General features: G+C 72.9%; 15 protein-coding genes and 1 pseudogene. 8 read left to right on the top strand and 8 right to left on the bottom strand.

Annotated elements, in window-relative coordinates:
• Positions 1-110 precede the first annotated feature (110 nt).
• The 3 genes from ACZ66Z_RS13785 to ACZ66Z_RS13775 all read left to right on the top strand — a co-directional run bounded on the left by ACZ66Z_RS13785 (position 111) and on the right by ACZ66Z_RS13775 (position 1,981).
• Positions 111-779 (top strand): DUF998 domain-containing protein, encoded by a 669-nt coding sequence (locus tag ACZ66Z_RS13785; RefSeq protein ID WP_469934161.1) that lies wholly within the window; start codon positions 111-113, stop codon positions 777-779.
• A 93-nt stretch (positions 780-872) separates the two neighbouring features.
• Complete coding sequence (locus ACZ66Z_RS13780; RefSeq protein ID WP_469934160.1) at positions 873-1,085, top strand: DUF4287 domain-containing protein; 213 nt, start codon at positions 873-875, stop codon at positions 1,083-1,085.
• A 128-nt stretch (positions 1,086-1,213) separates the two neighbouring features.
• Positions 1,214-1,981 (top strand): GNAT family N-acetyltransferase, encoded by a 768-nt coding sequence (locus ACZ66Z_RS13775; protein ID WP_469934159.1) that lies wholly within the window; start codon positions 1,214-1,216, stop codon positions 1,979-1,981.
• Between the two features lie 120 nt (positions 1,982-2,101).
• Here the strand turns inward: ACZ66Z_RS13775 and ACZ66Z_RS13770 are convergent, their stop codons facing one another.
• The 6 genes from ACZ66Z_RS13770 to ACZ66Z_RS13745 form a co-directional block, all read right to left on the bottom strand.
• Complete coding sequence (locus ACZ66Z_RS13770) at positions 2,102-2,443, bottom strand: helix-turn-helix domain-containing protein (RefSeq protein WP_469934158.1); 342 nt, start codon at positions 2,441-2,443, stop codon at positions 2,102-2,104.
• A gap of 693 nt (positions 2,444-3,136) precedes the next feature.
• Entirely contained in the window at positions 3,137-3,448 is a 312-nt protein-coding gene (locus ACZ66Z_RS13765) for an SCO5918 family protein (RefSeq protein WP_469934157.1), read from the bottom strand.
• Positions 3,449-3,493: 45 nt separating this feature from the next.
• Entirely contained in the window at positions 3,494-4,981 is a 1,488-nt protein-coding gene (locus ACZ66Z_RS13760) for a DEAD/DEAH box helicase (RefSeq protein ID WP_469934156.1), read from the bottom strand.
• Positions 4,982-5,233: 252 nt separating this feature from the next.
• Positions 5,234-5,437, bottom strand: coding sequence for a cold-shock protein (locus tag ACZ66Z_RS13755; RefSeq protein ID WP_376627045.1), 204 nt, complete (start codon positions 5,435-5,437; stop codon positions 5,234-5,236).
• A gap of 374 nt (positions 5,438-5,811) precedes the next feature.
• Positions 5,812-6,342, bottom strand: coding sequence for an anthrone oxygenase family protein (locus ACZ66Z_RS13750; protein WP_469934155.1), 531 nt, complete (start codon positions 6,340-6,342; stop codon positions 5,812-5,814).
• A 5-nt stretch (positions 6,343-6,347) separates the two neighbouring features.
• Positions 6,348-7,001, bottom strand: coding sequence for a maleylpyruvate isomerase family mycothiol-dependent enzyme (locus tag ACZ66Z_RS13745; RefSeq protein WP_469934154.1), 654 nt, complete (start codon positions 6,999-7,001; stop codon positions 6,348-6,350).
• A gap of 71 nt (positions 7,002-7,072) precedes the next feature.
• Between ACZ66Z_RS13745 and ACZ66Z_RS13740 the strand changes: the two genes are divergently transcribed.
• The 3 genes and pseudogenes from ACZ66Z_RS13740 to ACZ66Z_RS13730 form a co-directional block, all read left to right on the top strand.
• Complete coding sequence (locus ACZ66Z_RS13740; protein WP_469934153.1) at positions 7,073-7,993, top strand: LysR family transcriptional regulator; 921 nt, start codon at positions 7,073-7,075, stop codon at positions 7,991-7,993.
• 167 nt (positions 7,994-8,160) lie between these two features.
• Positions 8,161-8,376, top strand: coding sequence for a DUF6243 family protein (locus ACZ66Z_RS13735; protein ID WP_469934152.1), 216 nt, complete (start codon positions 8,161-8,163; stop codon positions 8,374-8,376).
• A 290-nt stretch (positions 8,377-8,666) separates the two neighbouring features.
• Positions 8,667-8,891: pseudogene (locus tag ACZ66Z_RS13730) on the top strand (MOSC domain-containing protein); the annotation flags it as partial.
• On the opposite strand, the gene ACZ66Z_RS13725 reads toward ACZ66Z_RS13730, so the two are convergent.
• Both ACZ66Z_RS13725 and ACZ66Z_RS13720 read right to left on the bottom strand, forming a co-directional pair.
• Positions 8,884-9,828 (bottom strand): PaaX family transcriptional regulator C-terminal domain-containing protein, encoded by a 945-nt coding sequence (locus ACZ66Z_RS13725; protein WP_469934151.1) that lies wholly within the window; start codon positions 9,826-9,828, stop codon positions 8,884-8,886. The pseudogene ACZ66Z_RS13730 and the gene ACZ66Z_RS13725 overlap by 8 nt on opposite strands.
• Positions 9,825-10,466, bottom strand: coding sequence for a GNAT family N-acetyltransferase (locus tag ACZ66Z_RS13720; RefSeq protein ID WP_469934150.1), 642 nt, complete (start codon positions 10,464-10,466; stop codon positions 9,825-9,827). The genes ACZ66Z_RS13725 and ACZ66Z_RS13720 overlap by 4 nt, the downstream gene beginning before the upstream one ends.
• A 163-nt stretch (positions 10,467-10,629) precedes the next feature.
• Here ACZ66Z_RS13720 and ACZ66Z_RS13715 point away from each other — a divergent pair, with 163 nt between their 5' ends.
• Together ACZ66Z_RS13715 and ACZ66Z_RS13710 are read left to right on the top strand one after the other, a co-directional pair.
• A complete protein-coding gene (locus ACZ66Z_RS13715; protein ID WP_469934149.1) occupies positions 10,630-11,646 on the top strand; it encodes an alpha/beta hydrolase family protein in 1,017 nt (338 codons plus the stop codon).
• A gap of 380 nt (positions 11,647-12,026) precedes the next feature.
• Positions 12,027-14,225: an FG-GAP repeat domain-containing protein gene (locus tag ACZ66Z_RS13710; protein ID WP_469934148.1), complete on the top strand. Its 2,199-nt coding sequence runs from the start codon at positions 12,027-12,029 to the stop codon at positions 14,223-14,225.
• Positions 14,226-14,239: the final 14 nt, after the last annotated feature.

Here is a 14,239-nt window from a genome sequence, read left to right as displayed (position 1 = left end):
CTTCGCCCTGCCGACCGGTGTGTGATCCAGCCCACACGCATGGGGGCGATGACTTCGCTCCTGGTCGTCGGTCATGTGAGCGACACCGTCGAAGCGAGGAAGGCCCTGCCATGACCGACACGCTCACCGCACCCCGCCCCGTCCTCTCCACCGCTCCGGCGTCGCGGTCCGCCGCGCGGTGGGCCGTGGTCGGTGGCACGGCGGCGGGCCCGCTGTTCCTGGCGGCCGGTCTCGCCCAGGGGCTCGCGCGCGACGGCTTCGCCTTCACGCGGAACGCGATCAGCCAGCTCGCCCTCGGCGAGTGGGGCTGGATCCAGACGGTGAGCTTCGTGCTCGTCGGCGCGCTGCTGCTCGCCGGCGCGACCGGCCTGCGGCGGACGCTGCGCGGCGGCCCCGGCGGGACGTGGGGGCCGGCCCTGGTCGGTGTCTTCGGGGCCTCCTTCTGGGTCGCCGCGGCCTTCCCGGCCGACGCCGGTGCGGGCTTCCCCGAAGGCTCCCCGGACACGACGGTGATGAGCGGGCACGGTGCCGTCCACATGGCCGGCGGAATGATCGGTTACCTCGCCCTGTGCGCCGCGTTCCTCGTGCTGGCCCGCCCGCTCGCCACCCGGGGCCCCCGGAGCTGGGCCGTCGCGTCCCGCGTCGTGCCCGTCTTCGTCCTCGCCGGGTTCACGGCCTCGGCCGCCTCGGTCCTGGCGTTCACCGCGGGCGCCGGTCTCGGCCTGCTGTGGCTGAGCGCGGTGACGGCCCGGCTGGCCGCCGCCCCGGCCGACCGCTAGCCCGCGCCGCCCCGGCCGACCGCTGTCCCCCCGCCGCCGCGCCGGGCATCATCGACACGACCAAGATCGACACGATGTGAAACGGAGACACCCATGAGCGACGCCGTGAAGGGTCCTGCCAGCTACTTCCCGTCCATCGAGAAGAAGTACGGCCGTCCGATCGCCGAGTGGAAGGACCTCATCCGCTCCTCCCCGCTGACCAGGCACATGGAGCTGGTCGGCTGGCTCAAGTCCGAGCACGGCCTCGGCCACGGTCACGCCAACGCCCTCGTCGCCCACACCCTCGCCGAGGACAGCGGCGCGTGACCGGGCGGGGCCGCCGGGGCCGGTCCCTCCGCGCGTGCTCCCCGGGCGGTCCGCCCGCGCGGGTGGCCCAGTCCCCCCGTACGGAATTGGCCCCTGTGGCGGGCCAACTGGCCAGTACTGTAGGGGAAATGACCACACGATCCATGTCGACCGACCAGCCCGCGTCCATGACCCCGGCCGAGGCGCCGATGCGTCAGGCCCGCAACTCCGCCGCCCTGTGGACCGCGACCGGCCGATCCCGGGGGCACGAGGTCGTCCGGCGCCGCGGATTCGTCGCGGTCGACGGCGACGTGCGCGCCGGCCTGCGGATCCTGATCCAGGAGCCGGCCCTCGACCCGGACGAACTGGCCGAGGTGGACGAGCTGGTGCGCCGGGCCGCGGGCCCGGTGAACGCCGAGGACCCGTTCAGCTCGACCGACCTGAGCCACCTGGGCCTGCGCAGCTGGCAGATGCCGGTCATGCTGCGCCCGCCCGCGCCCGTCGACGAACCGGCGCTGGACGTGATCCGGGTGCGGCGGCCCGAGGACCTCCAGGCGGCCGAGCGGATCGTGATCGAGGGCTTCGAGCTGTCCGGATTCAGCCCCTACCGCCCCGGCGAGCTGTTCCCGGCGGCGCTGATCGAGCAGCCGGGCGTGGACGTGTTCCTCGCCACGCACGACGGCGTGCCCGCGGGAGCCGGGGTGAGCGTCGTGGACGAGGGCGTCGGCAGCCATTACTGGATCGGCACTTCGCCGGCCTTCCGGTCGCGCGGAGTGGGGCGGGCCGTCATGCTCGGCTCCCTCGCCCACCTGGCGGACCTGCCGGTCACGCTCACCGCTTCGAAGCTGGGCAGGCCGCTGTACGAGTCGCTGGGGTACGCCGTCGCGGCGCCCTCGACCTGGTGGGCCGCTCGGTGACGCCGCCGCGCCGAAGCCCGCCGCTCTCGGGACGACGGGCCGGCGGCGAAGCCCCGGAGCCCGGTGCCGAGCGCAGGGCGCCCCGTGCGACGCCGTGCCCGTCGCTCGTCCGGAACCGCTTCAGTCGGCAGCGGGGGGACCGGACTGCCGGGTCGCGGCGCGGCGGTACTCGGCGTTGATGCGCTGGGCCTCTTCGAGCTGGTCTTCCAGGACGATGATGCGACAGGCGGCCTCGATGGGGGTCCCCTGGTCGACGAGTTCGCGGGCGCGGGCGGCGATGCGCAGCTGGTAGCGGGAGTAGCGGCGGTGGCCGCCCTCGGAGCGCAGCGGGGTGATCAGGCGCGCTTCACCGATGGCGCGGAGGAAGCTCTGGGTGGTGCCGATCATTTCGGCGGCCCGGCCCATCGTGTAGGCGGGGTAGTCGTCGTCGTCGAGACGGTCGTACGAGTCGCCAGCTGTCATTTGCACCTCTCTGCGGAACGCGTTGAGGGGCCCTGGTGCCGTACGGCACCAGGGCCCCGAAGGAACTACTACACCATCTGCCGGCCCTGATATCGCGCCGGCCTCCTGTGTCCGCCGCCCCGACTCGGCTGCTGTCGGGGGTGCGGGGATCGCGGTTGCCTGACCGGAGACCACCTCACTGTCGATGTCCTGCGGTACCCGGGCTCGTGAACTCCGCCCGGGCGATCCTGATGGCGCGGGTCCCTCCGTTCTTCCTCGGCGATCGACCACTGACCTCGGGGGGCACCGCGTACTGCCGCACCGCTCCCCTGCGTACTGCTGGTGATGCGACCGGTCGGTGGCCTGTGACAGCACCACCGCCGGGTACCGCGAACTGCGACTTCATGTCCTGCCGGCCGGCAGTCCATCCCTGCCAGGCCTCATTGCCTCTTCTGGTTACAAGAGAAAACGTACCCACAGCAGAGCCCAATGTCTACCTCGGCCGCGATAGATTTTTGATGTTCGACAGGGGAGCCATCGATCCCGGCCGACAGCCGGTCCCGCCGGGCAGCACGACGCCCCGCCGGATGACCGGCGGGGCGAGGACGAGGCCCGAAGGGGTGCGCCGACGGCGTCGGGGGTGCGCCGTTCGGGCTCTCCTGGCTGTTCGGTTGTTCGCTCACGTCCGTCCGTGTGGACGGGGTCGGGCCCCCGTCAGGCTCCCGTCGGGGCGCCGAGCATCGCGGAGGCGTGCTGGAGGGGGTCGGAGGTGCGGAGCGGCGCGGGCGGCAGGGGAAGGGCGCGGCAGGTGAAACCGAGCTTGGTCATGGCCCGGAGGACCTCGCCCGCGGTGAAGTCGCGGCGGTCCTGGCCGGTGATGACCTGGCCGACCTGCTTGACGGGGTAGGCGCGCCGACCGATGATCACGGACTCGCCGGTGATCTCCTCGGGTCTGACGCCCTTCATGGAGTCCAGGACGCCGCTCTTGGTGAGTTCGAAGGGGAAGCGGGCGATGACACAGCGCATGTTGCCTCACAGGGGAGTCGGTTCGGCTTCCGGATCACGTGGTGCTCAGGCCGCCGGAGCGGCACGGCGGCGACCGCGGGGGGCCGCGCCGCGCTTGCGCGGCGGGGCGGGCGGTCGCGGTCGGGCGGGCGGTTCGGCGATCGTCACGGGGATGCCGGAGGGGGTCCGCGCACCGGTGATCCGGGCGAGCGCCTCCTCGCCCGAGCGGACCTGGGTGGTCTCGGGCACGATGCCGGCGGTCGCCATGAGGCGGGTCATGCCGCGGCGCTGGTTGGCGGTGACCAGGGTGACGACGCTGCCGGACTCGCCGGCCCGGGCGGTACGGCCGCCGCGGTGGAGGTAGTCCTTGTGGTCGGTGGGCGGGTCCACGTTGACGACGAGGTCGAGGTGGTCGACGTGGATGCCGCGCGCGGCGACGTTCGTCGCGACCAGGACGGTTACGTGCCCGGCCTTGAACTGGGAGAGGGTGCGGGTGCGTTGGGGCTGTGACTTTCCGCCGTGCAGGGCGGCGGCCCGGACGCCGCAGCCGAGGAGGTCCTCGGTGAGGCGGTCCACGGCGTGCTTGGTGTCCAGGAACATGATCACCCGGCCGTCGCGCGCCGCGATCTCGGTCGTCAGCCGGTGCTTGTCGGCACCGTGCACATGGAGGACGTGGTGCTCCATCGTGGTGACCGCGCCCTGGGAGGGGTCCACGGAGTGGACGACGGGATCGGTGAGGTAGCGGCGGACCAGGAGGTCGACGTTGCGGTCCAGCGTCGCGGAGAACAGCATCCGCTGGCCCTCGGGGCGGACCTGGTCCAGGAGCGCGGTGACCTGCGGCATGAAGCCCATGTCGGCCATCTGGTCGGCCTCGTCCAGGACGGTGATCGAGACCCGGTCCAGCCGGCAGTCGCCGCGGTCGATGAGGTCCTTGAGGCGGCCGGGGGTGGCCACGACGACTTCGGCGCCCCCGCGCAGCGCGTTCGCCTGCCGGCGGATCGGCATGCCGCCGACGACGGTGGCCAGGCGCAGCTTCACGGCGCGGGCGTAGGGGGCGAGGGCGTCGGTGACCTGCTGCGCGAGTTCCCGGGTGGGGACCAGGACGAGCGCCAGCGGCCGGCGGGGCTCGGCGAGTTGTCCGGCGGTTCGGGCGAGCAGGGCCAGACCGAAGGCGAGGGTCTTGCCGGAGCCGGTCCGGCCGCGGCCGAGGACGTCACGGCCGGCCAGGGAGTTCGGCAGCGTCGCGCCCTGGATGGGGAACGGGACGGAGACGCCCTGCGCGGTGAGCACGGCCAGGAGGCGCCGGTCCAGGGCCAGGTCGGCGAACGTCTCGACGGCGGGCAGCGCCGGGGTGACCGTCTTCGGCGGCGCGAACTCGCCCTGCGCCGGGGCGGCACGCCGACCGCCTCCGCCGAAGCGCCCCGGAGTCCCCGATCGGCTCGGGGCGGAGGAGCCGAAGCGGCTGCTCAGGCCCGAACCGGTGGCGGAGCCGAACGCACGGCCGCCGTTGCGGCGGGTGCGGGAGGAGCGGCCGTTCGTGCGTGCGGGGTCCATTCGGAACCTTCCTTGACACGGCGCGTATCGCGGAATTCCGACCGGGGATGAACGGCGTCGGGAATCGCAGGCACGGGCCGAACGAAATGCGAACAGCGGGCGGCTTGGCTCGGGGAAAGGAACCGTCGGCACAAGCGGGCGGGAGAAAGGGGCACGAGGGGCGCGGGGGCGTGCGGGGACCCCGCGAAATGCATGCGGCTGGGGCCCGCACCCCGAGGGATGCGGGCCCCAGCCACGTGTGACGCGTCGGCGTCAGGCCGAGACGATGTTCTCGGCCGTCGGGCCCTTCTGGCCCTGCGCGATGTCGAAGGAGACCTTCTGGCCCTCCTGGAGCTCGCGGAAGCCCTGGGCGGCGATGTTCGAGAAGTGGGCGAACACGTCAGGGCCGCCACCGTCCTGCTCGATGAAGCCGAAACCCTTTTCCGAGTTGAACCACTTCACGGTGCCAGTAGCCATGTCATTTCTCCTTTGGGGCAGTGCACCGGAATCCGTACCCTACGGACGCCGTGTCGCCGCGATGATGCCCTGCCCGGAAAATGACCGGAAATACAAAGCGCTTCCGTGCGGCACGCGGCCGGCGGGAGGCACCTGGAGTCTTTGGGTACCAAAACTGCAACTGATTTCGACAGTAGCACGCCGTCGCCGCCCGTGTACGTCGGATATTTCTCCCTGCGCGTCGCCGACAAAAACTCTCCGGGCGGGGGCGGTTAAATCCTCGTGCGGCGAGCACAGGTATTCCTTCACCCCCGACGAAGCGTTTCGGAAACGGGTGGCCGACCGGCCGGGACGTCGGCGGTGACCACGGCGGCGGCCGCGATGACGGTGCCGCCTCACGGGGGCGTGAGGGCGCGGACCGCCTGTGGGTCACCGCCGCCGGCAGGACGGTCGGCGCCCGGGACCGCTCCCGCGACCGGCCTCGGGGAGAGGACGATCAGGAGGGCGAAGGCGGTGAGGGCGGTGAGCGTGCGCAGGTCGTTGAAGAGTTCCCAGCGTCGCAGGACCTCCGCGTGATCGGCCGGGGCCGAGGTGAGCGCCCATTGCTTGATCCGGCCGTTGATCGGCACGTTGCCGAGCCGGGTCGTCAGGAAGGACCCGAGGGTCAGAAGACCTGCCGAACCCGCGATCAGCCGGGCGCGGCCGCGTGTCAGGGCCGCGAGGGCGAGGGAGCTCAGCGTCGACACGGCCATCGCCGCCTGCATGGTGACGCCGTTCCTCTTCATCAGCTCGGCGTGGAACGACAGCCGCGTGTCGAGCGGTACCGCGTCGAAGGTGGGGACGAGGTCGGCCGCGCCGTAGCCGAACGCTCCCGCGAGGAGGCCGGTGGCGAGCAGGGCGAGCCCCCGGAGGAGTCGGATGCGCATGCTCGTCACCCCTGTGCGGCGGTGAAGCGGTCGCACGGTTCGCCGTGGAGGCGTCCCGGGGGGAGCCGGCGGCCGTGGGCGAGCAGGAGGAGGTCCTGCGCGGTGCCGGAGAGGGGCGTTCCGGTGCCGAAGGACCAGTCGAGGTCGGTGGCGCGGAGCGCGATGCCGCTCAGGTCGGCTCCGAAGAACCTGAGGGTCCTGGCGTCGACGCACTCCAGGAGGATGCGCACGCGGTCCTCGGGGACCCGGCGGTCGAGGCCCAGGGCGACGGTGATGTCCAGGCCGTGGACCACGTCGTGGCCCAGGGCCGCCTCGATCCCGCCGACCGGCGGCTTCCAGGGGTGAGCCGCGTTGTCGGCGAGGAACGCGACCAGCTCACGCGGCGCATGGGCGGCCGCGTCCTCGTGGGCACACCGGTCGGTCATGCGGGAGAGGCTGCCCCGCGCTCTGATCAGTTCCCGCGCCATCTTGGGGAGCGAGTACCGGAACCCCATCGTCATGTGGGCCGCGACCTCGCGCACGCGCCAACCCCCGCACAGGCTCGGAGCGTTCCACTCCTCGGCCGACAGGCCGTCCAGCACGGCCGCCAGTTCCCGGCGTTCGGCTGCGATCGCGGCTCTGACGTCCGCCGCTGGTCTCCGATGCGTCGTGTTCCCCATGGCTTCAAGGCTCTCGGCGGGCTCACCATAAGTCCAAGACTTTGCCTGTCTCGCAACGAGAAGGACCAGTTATGGACATTCGGCAGCTGCGGTACTTCGTCACGGTCGCGGAGGAAGCCAACTTCACCCGCGCCGCCGCCCGCCTGCACCTGGCGCAGCCCGGGGTGAGCGCCCAGGTCCGGCAGCTCGAAAGGGAACTCGGGCACCCGTTGCTCGACCGCTCCGGCCGGTCGGTGACCCTGACGGAGGTGGGCGAGGCCGTACTGCCGTACGCGCGGGCCGCCCTCACCGCCGTCGAAGCGGTGCGGCAGACCGCGGAGGAGTTCACCGGGCTGCTGCGCGGGCACGTCGCCCTCGGCCTCGTCTCGGGCGCGGCCGCGGCAGCCCACGCGTTCGACCTGGCCGCCGTGCTGGCCGGCTTCCACGAGGACCACCCCCAGGTCGAGATCGCCCTGACCGAGGACACGTCGGAGCGGATGCTCGCCGCACTGGGGCGCGGGGAACTCGACATCGCCGTGATCGGACTCGCGCACGAGGAACCCCCACCGGGCACCTCCGTCCAGGTCCTGGTCGACGAACCGCTGGTCGCGGCCGTCGCCCCGCACGACCCCGCCCTCACGCCCCCGGACCGCACGAGCATCCCCCTGGCCGAGCTCCGCGGCCGCCCGCTGATCAGCCTGCCCCGTGGCACAGGGCTGCGCGGGGTCCTGGACCGGGCGTGCGCGCAGGCGGCGTTCCGGCCCCGCATCGCCTTCGAGGCCGCCGCTCCGCTGTTCCTCGCACAGCTCGCCGCCCGTGGTCTCGGCGTGGCGGTGGTGCCGGCCCTCCCCGCCGCCGTGGTGTCGGCCCTCGGGCTGCGGACGCTGGAGATCACCGAGCCGCGGCTGCGCGGCCGGGTCGCTCTGGCCTGGCGGACGGACGGCCCTTCCGGTCCCGCGGCCACCGTCCTCCTGGACCTGCTGCGTACGGGCCTCACCGCGCCGGGGCGGTGAGGAGCCCGGCGCGCGGGGTCGACGGGACCGGGTAACGTCGTTGACATGTTCTTCCAGACGCCGATGGACGAGTGAGAGCGTGACGGGCCCCTGCCGACGCCCTTCGTCGCCGTGCCCGCCCCCACCGTGAATCCGTAGATCACCTCACCTCACCACCGGGAGAACCCGTGACCGACAGCAAGAACATCAACAATCCCGTGGGCCAGGGCGGCGGCCAGCGCAAGAGGCTGTCCCGCGCCGAACGGCAGAACAACGGTCCGCACCGCAACCTCGACCGTCAGGGCGCCGCCGACCGGAAGGCGGATCTGGTGCGCAAGATGCGCGAGAAGACCCGCGCGGCCGAGGCCGCGGGGCAGCCGGACGACGACACCGCACAGGACTGACGCGCACCCGCGCCACAGGCGCGGGACCACCCGGTACCGGAGTTCCGCCGGGCCCCTCGACGACCGCTGTCCACCGCCCCGAAGGGCACGGCCGGGGCGCGCGGCGCTACGGTTCCGATCCCGCACTCGCTCCGGCCGGCCGCGGGGGCAACCGGTTCTTGCCGCCGAGTTCTTCGGCCTCGTCGAAGCACGCCCGGGCGGCGGCGGTTTCGCCGAAAGCTGTTCGGCCGCCCGGGTCAGGCGGCTGACGGACACCCAGTCCTGCCGGGATCGTGCCGCCTTCGCCCCCCATCCGCTGCGCCGTCACCCTGGTCGACCAGCGGACCGGGCGCCGGAGCGGGCCGGAACCGATCCGCACCCTCGCCGCCTACCGGCGGGCCGCCGAGGGCGGCGTCGCCTTCGGCGTGAAGCCGGCCGTGGTCCGGCCCGGCCGACTGTCCGTCGGCGACGACGTGGCGGTCGGCTCGTGGGGGGTGTCCGAACTGCGCGCCGGCAACACGACGACGATCATGTGACCGGGCCGGGTTTCACGGGTGGCGCCGGAGCGGCTGTGGGGGTGTCGTGGCGAAGGGCGTCGTCGTAGAGGCGGAACAGGCTCGGTCGGCGGGGGCCTTGGTCGTCCTCGGCGGCGAGGGCCCGCCAGCACCGTGCGGCCAGGGCACGGGCGCGGGTGCCGGGCCAGGGCCGGGGGAGCAGCTCGGGGGGCAGCAGGGGGTCGGGTTCCATGGCGGTGGTGAAGGCCGCCGCCAGCTCGATCGCGTACGTCAGGCGCTCGGTGTCCGTGGGGCGGTCCGTGCCCGACAGCCGGGACAGACAGGCCGTGGCGAGCGCGGCGAGCGCCTCGTGACGGTCCGCCACCTGCTGGAGCGGCCAGAGCAGGGCGGCCAGCCGGGCCGGGACCACCTCGTCCCCGACCCGCAGGTCGCGGCTGGTGAAGCGGGTGAGGGAGGGCAGGACGCCCAGATGGCGGGCGTGGGCCTCGACGATCTCGCCGATGGCGTTGGCGCTGACGTAGAGCCCGCCCTGGAGGGGGGCCGCGCCGAGGCGGACGAGGGTGTCGCGCAGGGTGTCGCGGGCCTGTCGCGAGGTCTCGGGGACGGCGAAGGCGAACAGGTGCCAGGTCCCGTCCCAGGGGGCGAGCCCCCGGTCCTGCCGGTAGGCGTGGCGCACGTACCCCACGTCCGGTGCGACGGCGCCGGTCGCGTCGGCCGTGGCGCGCAGCACCGCCTTGCGGCCTCGCCCGTCCTGGGTGAACCGGCCCTCGGCGACGAGCCGTTTGAGGCAGAGCCGGACCTGCTGGTCGGTCATGCCGAGGGCGCCGGCGACGGCGTACAGCTCGCCTGCGTCGACGGTGCCGTCCTCGCGGACCAGGGCGAACACCAGGGTCCGGGTGCCGATCCCGGGCGTGGCGGGTTCCGCCGCGGGGGCGCCCGCGGGCCTGCTGGTCGTCACTGCTGCTCCAAGGTGTCGCCGGGCGCGCCGCCGTCCGGGCGGGCCGGGACGGCGCGATGCATCGTCGTCACGGCGCCGAAGCCCATCAGGCCGCGGAGGTACGGGGTGCGTTCGGTGCGCACGGCGCCGAATCCGTGTCGCTCGTACAGGGCGCGGGCGCGCGGGTTGACGTCGACGACGTCCAGGCGGATCCGCGAACGGCCGTGTTCGGCGGCGACGGCGGCGACCTCTGTCAGCAGGAGGCTCCCGATGCCCGTGCCGCGGTGGGCGGGGTCGACGGCGATGCCGTCCATGACGAGCTCCCCGGGCCCCGGAGTGCGTTCGAGAAGTGCCAGCACGGCGAGCCGGGGCACGCCGCGGAACAGCCCGAAGCCGGAGAGCACGTCGCGCACGCCGCCACCGGTCAGGCCGCGCCCGCCGAGCCGGTAGCCGGCCACGCCCACGACGTGCTCGCCGCCGGGGGCGAGTGCGACGACCGCGCGGTCGTGGTGGAGGTGGCGGGCGATGAAGGCGCGGCCGCGCTCGGCCGGCCCCAGGGCGGCCCCGAGCTTGCGGCCGAAGGCCTCCCAGTACAACCGGGCCACCCGCTCCTCGGCACCGCGGGGCACGCCGCGCCTGATGACGGTCGTCGCGTCCATGACTCCTCCTCCGTGTTCCCCACCCGTCCTCGCATTCTACGCACGAACCCAGTACGTTCGGATGAGGAACGATAGTTTCGAATTCGTTAGTTCTCTGGGGGGACGGATGTCGAAGAGACCGCGACGCGGGGCCTCGGCGCGCCGCCGCCGAGTGGTGCGGGGCGTGCTCGCGACCGTGGCGGCACTGGCGGTCGTGGCGGCCGGCCTGGGCGGCCTGGTGGTCTGGCAGAACACCTACGACCTGCGGGAGGAGGCGGTCACCGTGCGGTACGGCGGGCGGACCCTGCACGGTGTGCTGGCCCTGCCCGAACAGGGGGAGGGACCCTTCCCCCTGGTGGTGTTCGTCCACGGGGACGGCCCGGTGGACGCCACGCACGACGGCTTCTACCGGCCGATGTGGGAGTCCTTCGCCCGGGCCGGGTACGCCTCGCTGTCCTGGAACAAACCGGGGGTGGCCGGTGCGCCGGGCGACTGGCTCGACCAGACCATGGAGGACCGGGCGCGGGAGGCCGCCGACGCGATCGCCTGGGCTCGGCGGCGACCGGAGGTCGACGGCGGCCGGATCGGCTTGTGGGGTGCCAGCCAGGCCGGCTGGGTGCTGCCCAAGATCGCTGCCGCGGACGGACGGATCCGCTTCGCCGTCGCCGTCTCACCCGCCGTCAACTGGCACCGGCAGGGCCGCTACAACCTCTTGGCCGAACTGGGCCGGGACGGCGCCTCCGACGCCGAGGTCGCCGCTGCCCTGCGCCGCCGCGAGACCGGGCTGGAGCTGCTCGGGAGGGGTGCCGCGTACGAGGAGTACGTGCGGGCCGTCGGAGACCCGCAGGGCATGACGGCCGCCCGCTGGCGGTTCGTCTCCAAGAACCACACCGCCGACGCCGTCGCCGACCTGCCGGCCCTGCGCGGGATTCCCGTCCTGCTGGTGCTCGCGGGCCACGACGTGAACGTGGACACCGTCGACACCGAGGCCGCCTACCGCCGACTGCTTCCCGCACCGCCCCTGCGCATCGTCCACTACCCCGATGCCACCCACGGCCTGGTCAGGCACGACGTGGAGCGTTCGCCGCTGCGCCTGACCCTGACCGCGCTGTGCGCACCACGGGCCCTCTTCGCCGAGGGGTTCCTGACCGACCAGCGACGATTCCTGTCCTCCCTCGATGCCGGAGAAGCAGGACGATGACCGTCCGCCCCACGACGGGCCCGTGGCAGGAGCCGGGGCGAGCCCCACGCCCCGGCCGCCCACCGGGACGACGACCTCGTCGCACGGGTGGATCGCCAGAAGAGCGGATGACGGGAATCGAACCCGCGCCATAAGTTGGGGAATCGCCGACGCCCCTGCCTGCCCTCGCTTCACGAAGACGAGCAGGATCGCTCGTACCTGGATCAGTCGGCGAGCCGTCGGAGACCTGCCACTGGGGAGTGACGGCGGACTGACGTACGGGGTCGCGTCCAGTTGGTTCTGCCGGGTCCCGGATGTGGGCCCTGGAGGCGTACAACCATTCGGCTGCTCAGGGGTCTCAACCGGTGAGGCGCATGGTGCGCCTGATGTCTCCGGGAGGAATGCCCGTGCCTCTGGTCCGTTCGACGCGACGACGGCTCGCCGACGCCGTCACCACCGTTCTCGCCGTCACGCTCGGGGCGACCGCACTGGCCGCTCCCGCGTACGCCGCCCCGGCCTTGGGCGGGGTGTTCGCGGCGGACGCGGCGACGACCGTGGACCCGATTGCCTACCCCGAGGGCAGCAGGCTCGTCGGGGCCGGTGTGACCGGCTTCCTGACGACCTCCAACACCAGCGTCACGACTTTCCGGCGCTACTCGGACGGCACCGGGCAGGCGTATGACGGCGCCGTGTACCTGCGGTCGACGCCGACGACCGACTTCCTGGTTCTCCGGGGGTCGTACAAGATCACGCAGCGGAACCTGACGACGAACGGCTCCCTGGAGGTCCCCGTCGGTTCCCTGACGGGTGACGCGAAGTGGGCGGGCGCGGCGGGTGACGCCGTCTTCACGACCGTCGTCACCGAGGCGGGCACGGTGCTCCGCAAGCACGTCGACGAGACCCCCACCACGATGGTCACCGGCCTGCCCACCGACGCGGCCTCCGTCATGGTCACGCCCGCCACCCCCGCCCACGCCAAGGTCACCTTCACGCAGAACGGGTTGGGCAGGTGGGGCCTCCTCGACCTCGCCACCGGCGTCCTCACCCCCGGCGCCCCCGGGACCGGCGCACAGGCGGTCTCCGCGACCCACACCGCCTGGACCTCCGCCTCGGCGACGGACCAGGGCCCCCGGGTCTTCGTCGCGGACCGGGCGACCGGCGTCGTTCAGGAGGCTCCGGTGCCCCCGGTGCCGTCGCTCGGCAACCTCCAGGTCGGCCTGGTCGGCGACTGGGTCCTGTACGGGCAGAAGGGCGGGATGAACTTCGTCCAGCCGAGCGTCCACCACGCCGTCACCGCCTACAACGTCTCCACCAAGACGACGGTGAAGGTGCTCGACCACGCCTACGAGTTCACGTCCGCCCCCGACGGCAGCCTGTACGCGCGCGGCGGCCTCGTCGGCCAGGGCGAGGGCATGTACCGGATCGTGGCCACGGGCGGCGACACCCCGAAGGCCGAGCTGATCGCGGCGACCGGCGAGCCCACCGAGGTCGTCGTCAGGGATTCCACCGTGCCCCCGGCGGTCCTCGACCTCGACCGGGCCAACGGATTCACCTTCAGGTGGACGCTGTCCCGCGAGGTGCGGAACCCGAAGGTCACCGTCCGTCACGTGCGGACCGGGAAGACCCACGACCTGACCGTGGTGCCCAGCAGCAGCACGCCGGCGTTCGCCTGGGTCGACAACAACTGGGACGAGGAGGCCCCCAACGGCGACTACACCTGGGAGCTGACCGGAAAGCCGGTCAACGGCATCGGCCCGGCCGTCACCGCCGGCGGCACGTTCAAGGTCGTCCGCAAGGCGCAGCCGCACGACTTCAACGACAACGGCAGCCCCGACCTGCTCAGCCGGGACTCCGCCGGCCGCCTGTGGCGCACGGACCTCTTCTACCGTCCGATCGACGAGCGGCGCGGCATCAACGAGGCCGGGGCCAAGACCTACCTCGGTTCGGGCTGGGGCGTCTACGACCGGATCGAGGCCGCCGGGAACCTGGGCGGTACGCCGGTCGGAGACCTCCTGGCCCGCGACGAGTCCGGCGTGCTCTGGCTGTACCAGGGCAAGGGCACCGGCAACTTCGCCACCCGGGTCCAGGTCGGTGGTGGCTGGCAGGTCTACGACAAGATCACGTCCGGCAGCGACCTGACCGACGACGGCCGCGTGGACGCGCTCGCCACCGACAGGTCCGGTGTGCTCTGGCTCTACACCGGCACCGGCAACGCCACGAAGCCGTTCCTCCCCCGCAAGAAGCTCGGTACCGGCTGGGGGATTTACAACGACATCACGGCCGTCGGCAATATCGCGGGCGGTACCGCCCGCGATGTCGTCGCCCGTGACAAGGACGGCGTCCTCTGGCTCCACCTGGGCAAGGGCGACGGCTCGTTCGCGCCCCGCACGAAGATCGGCAGCGGCTGGAACGCGTTCCGCCCGCTGATCGCCACCGGTGACGCGGACGGCGACGGGCGCCCCGACCTCATGGGCCTCGGCGCGTCCTACCAGACGCCGAAGCTGTACAAGAGCACCGGCGACTGGAAGGCCCCGTTCCGGACCGGTGAGGTCATGTACCTGGAGCAGGTCGATGCGAACACGGCGGACCTCGTGTTCTGACCCCGCCGCACGTG

This window comes from Streptomyces sp. NPDC107498, from assembly GCF_055582805.1.
The sequence above is the reverse complement of the archived record's forward strand: the minus strand, read 5'-3'. Positions and strand labels throughout refer to the sequence as shown.

Bases quoted from the DNA above. Each gene is read 5' to 3' on its own strand.
- ACZ66Z_RS13775 (WP_469934159.1), top strand. From the start codon at position 1,214: ATGACCACACGATCCATGTCGACCGACCAGCCCGCGTCCATGACCCCG.
- ACZ66Z_RS13765 (WP_469934157.1), bottom strand. From the start codon at position 3,448: ATGCGCTGTGTCATCGCCCGCTTCCCCTTCGAACTCACCAAGAGCGGC.
- ACZ66Z_RS13755 (WP_376627045.1), bottom strand. From the start codon at position 5,437: ATGGCTACTGGCACCGTGAAGTGGTTCAACTCGGAAAAGGGTTTCGGC.
- ACZ66Z_RS13740 (WP_469934153.1), top strand. From the start codon at position 7,073: ATGGACATTCGGCAGCTGCGGTACTTCGTCACGGTCGCGGAGGAAGCC.
- ACZ66Z_RS13780 (WP_469934160.1), top strand. From the start codon at position 873: ATGAGCGACGCCGTGAAGGGTCCTGCCAGCTACTTCCCGTCCATCGAG.
- ACZ66Z_RS13720 (WP_469934150.1), bottom strand. From the start codon at position 10,466: ATGGACGCGACGACCGTCATCAGGCGCGGCGTGCCCCGCGGTGCCGAG.
- ACZ66Z_RS13770 (WP_469934158.1), bottom strand. From the start codon at position 2,443: ATGACAGCTGGCGACTCGTACGACCGTCTCGACGACGACGACTACCCC.
- ACZ66Z_RS13745 (WP_469934154.1), bottom strand. From the start codon at position 7,001: ATGGGGAACACGACGCATCGGAGACCAGCGGCGGACGTCAGAGCCGCG.
- ACZ66Z_RS13760 (WP_469934156.1), bottom strand. From the start codon at position 4,981: ATGGACCCCGCACGCACGAACGGCCGCTCCTCCCGCACCCGCCGCAAC.
- ACZ66Z_RS13785 (WP_469934161.1), top strand. From the start codon at position 111: ATGACCGACACGCTCACCGCACCCCGCCCCGTCCTCTCCACCGCTCCG.
- ACZ66Z_RS13710 (WP_469934148.1), top strand. From the start codon at position 12,027: ATGCCCGTGCCTCTGGTCCGTTCGACGCGACGACGGCTCGCCGACGCC.
- ACZ66Z_RS13750 (WP_469934155.1), bottom strand. From the start codon at position 6,342: ATGCGCATCCGACTCCTCCGGGGGCTCGCCCTGCTCGCCACCGGCCTC.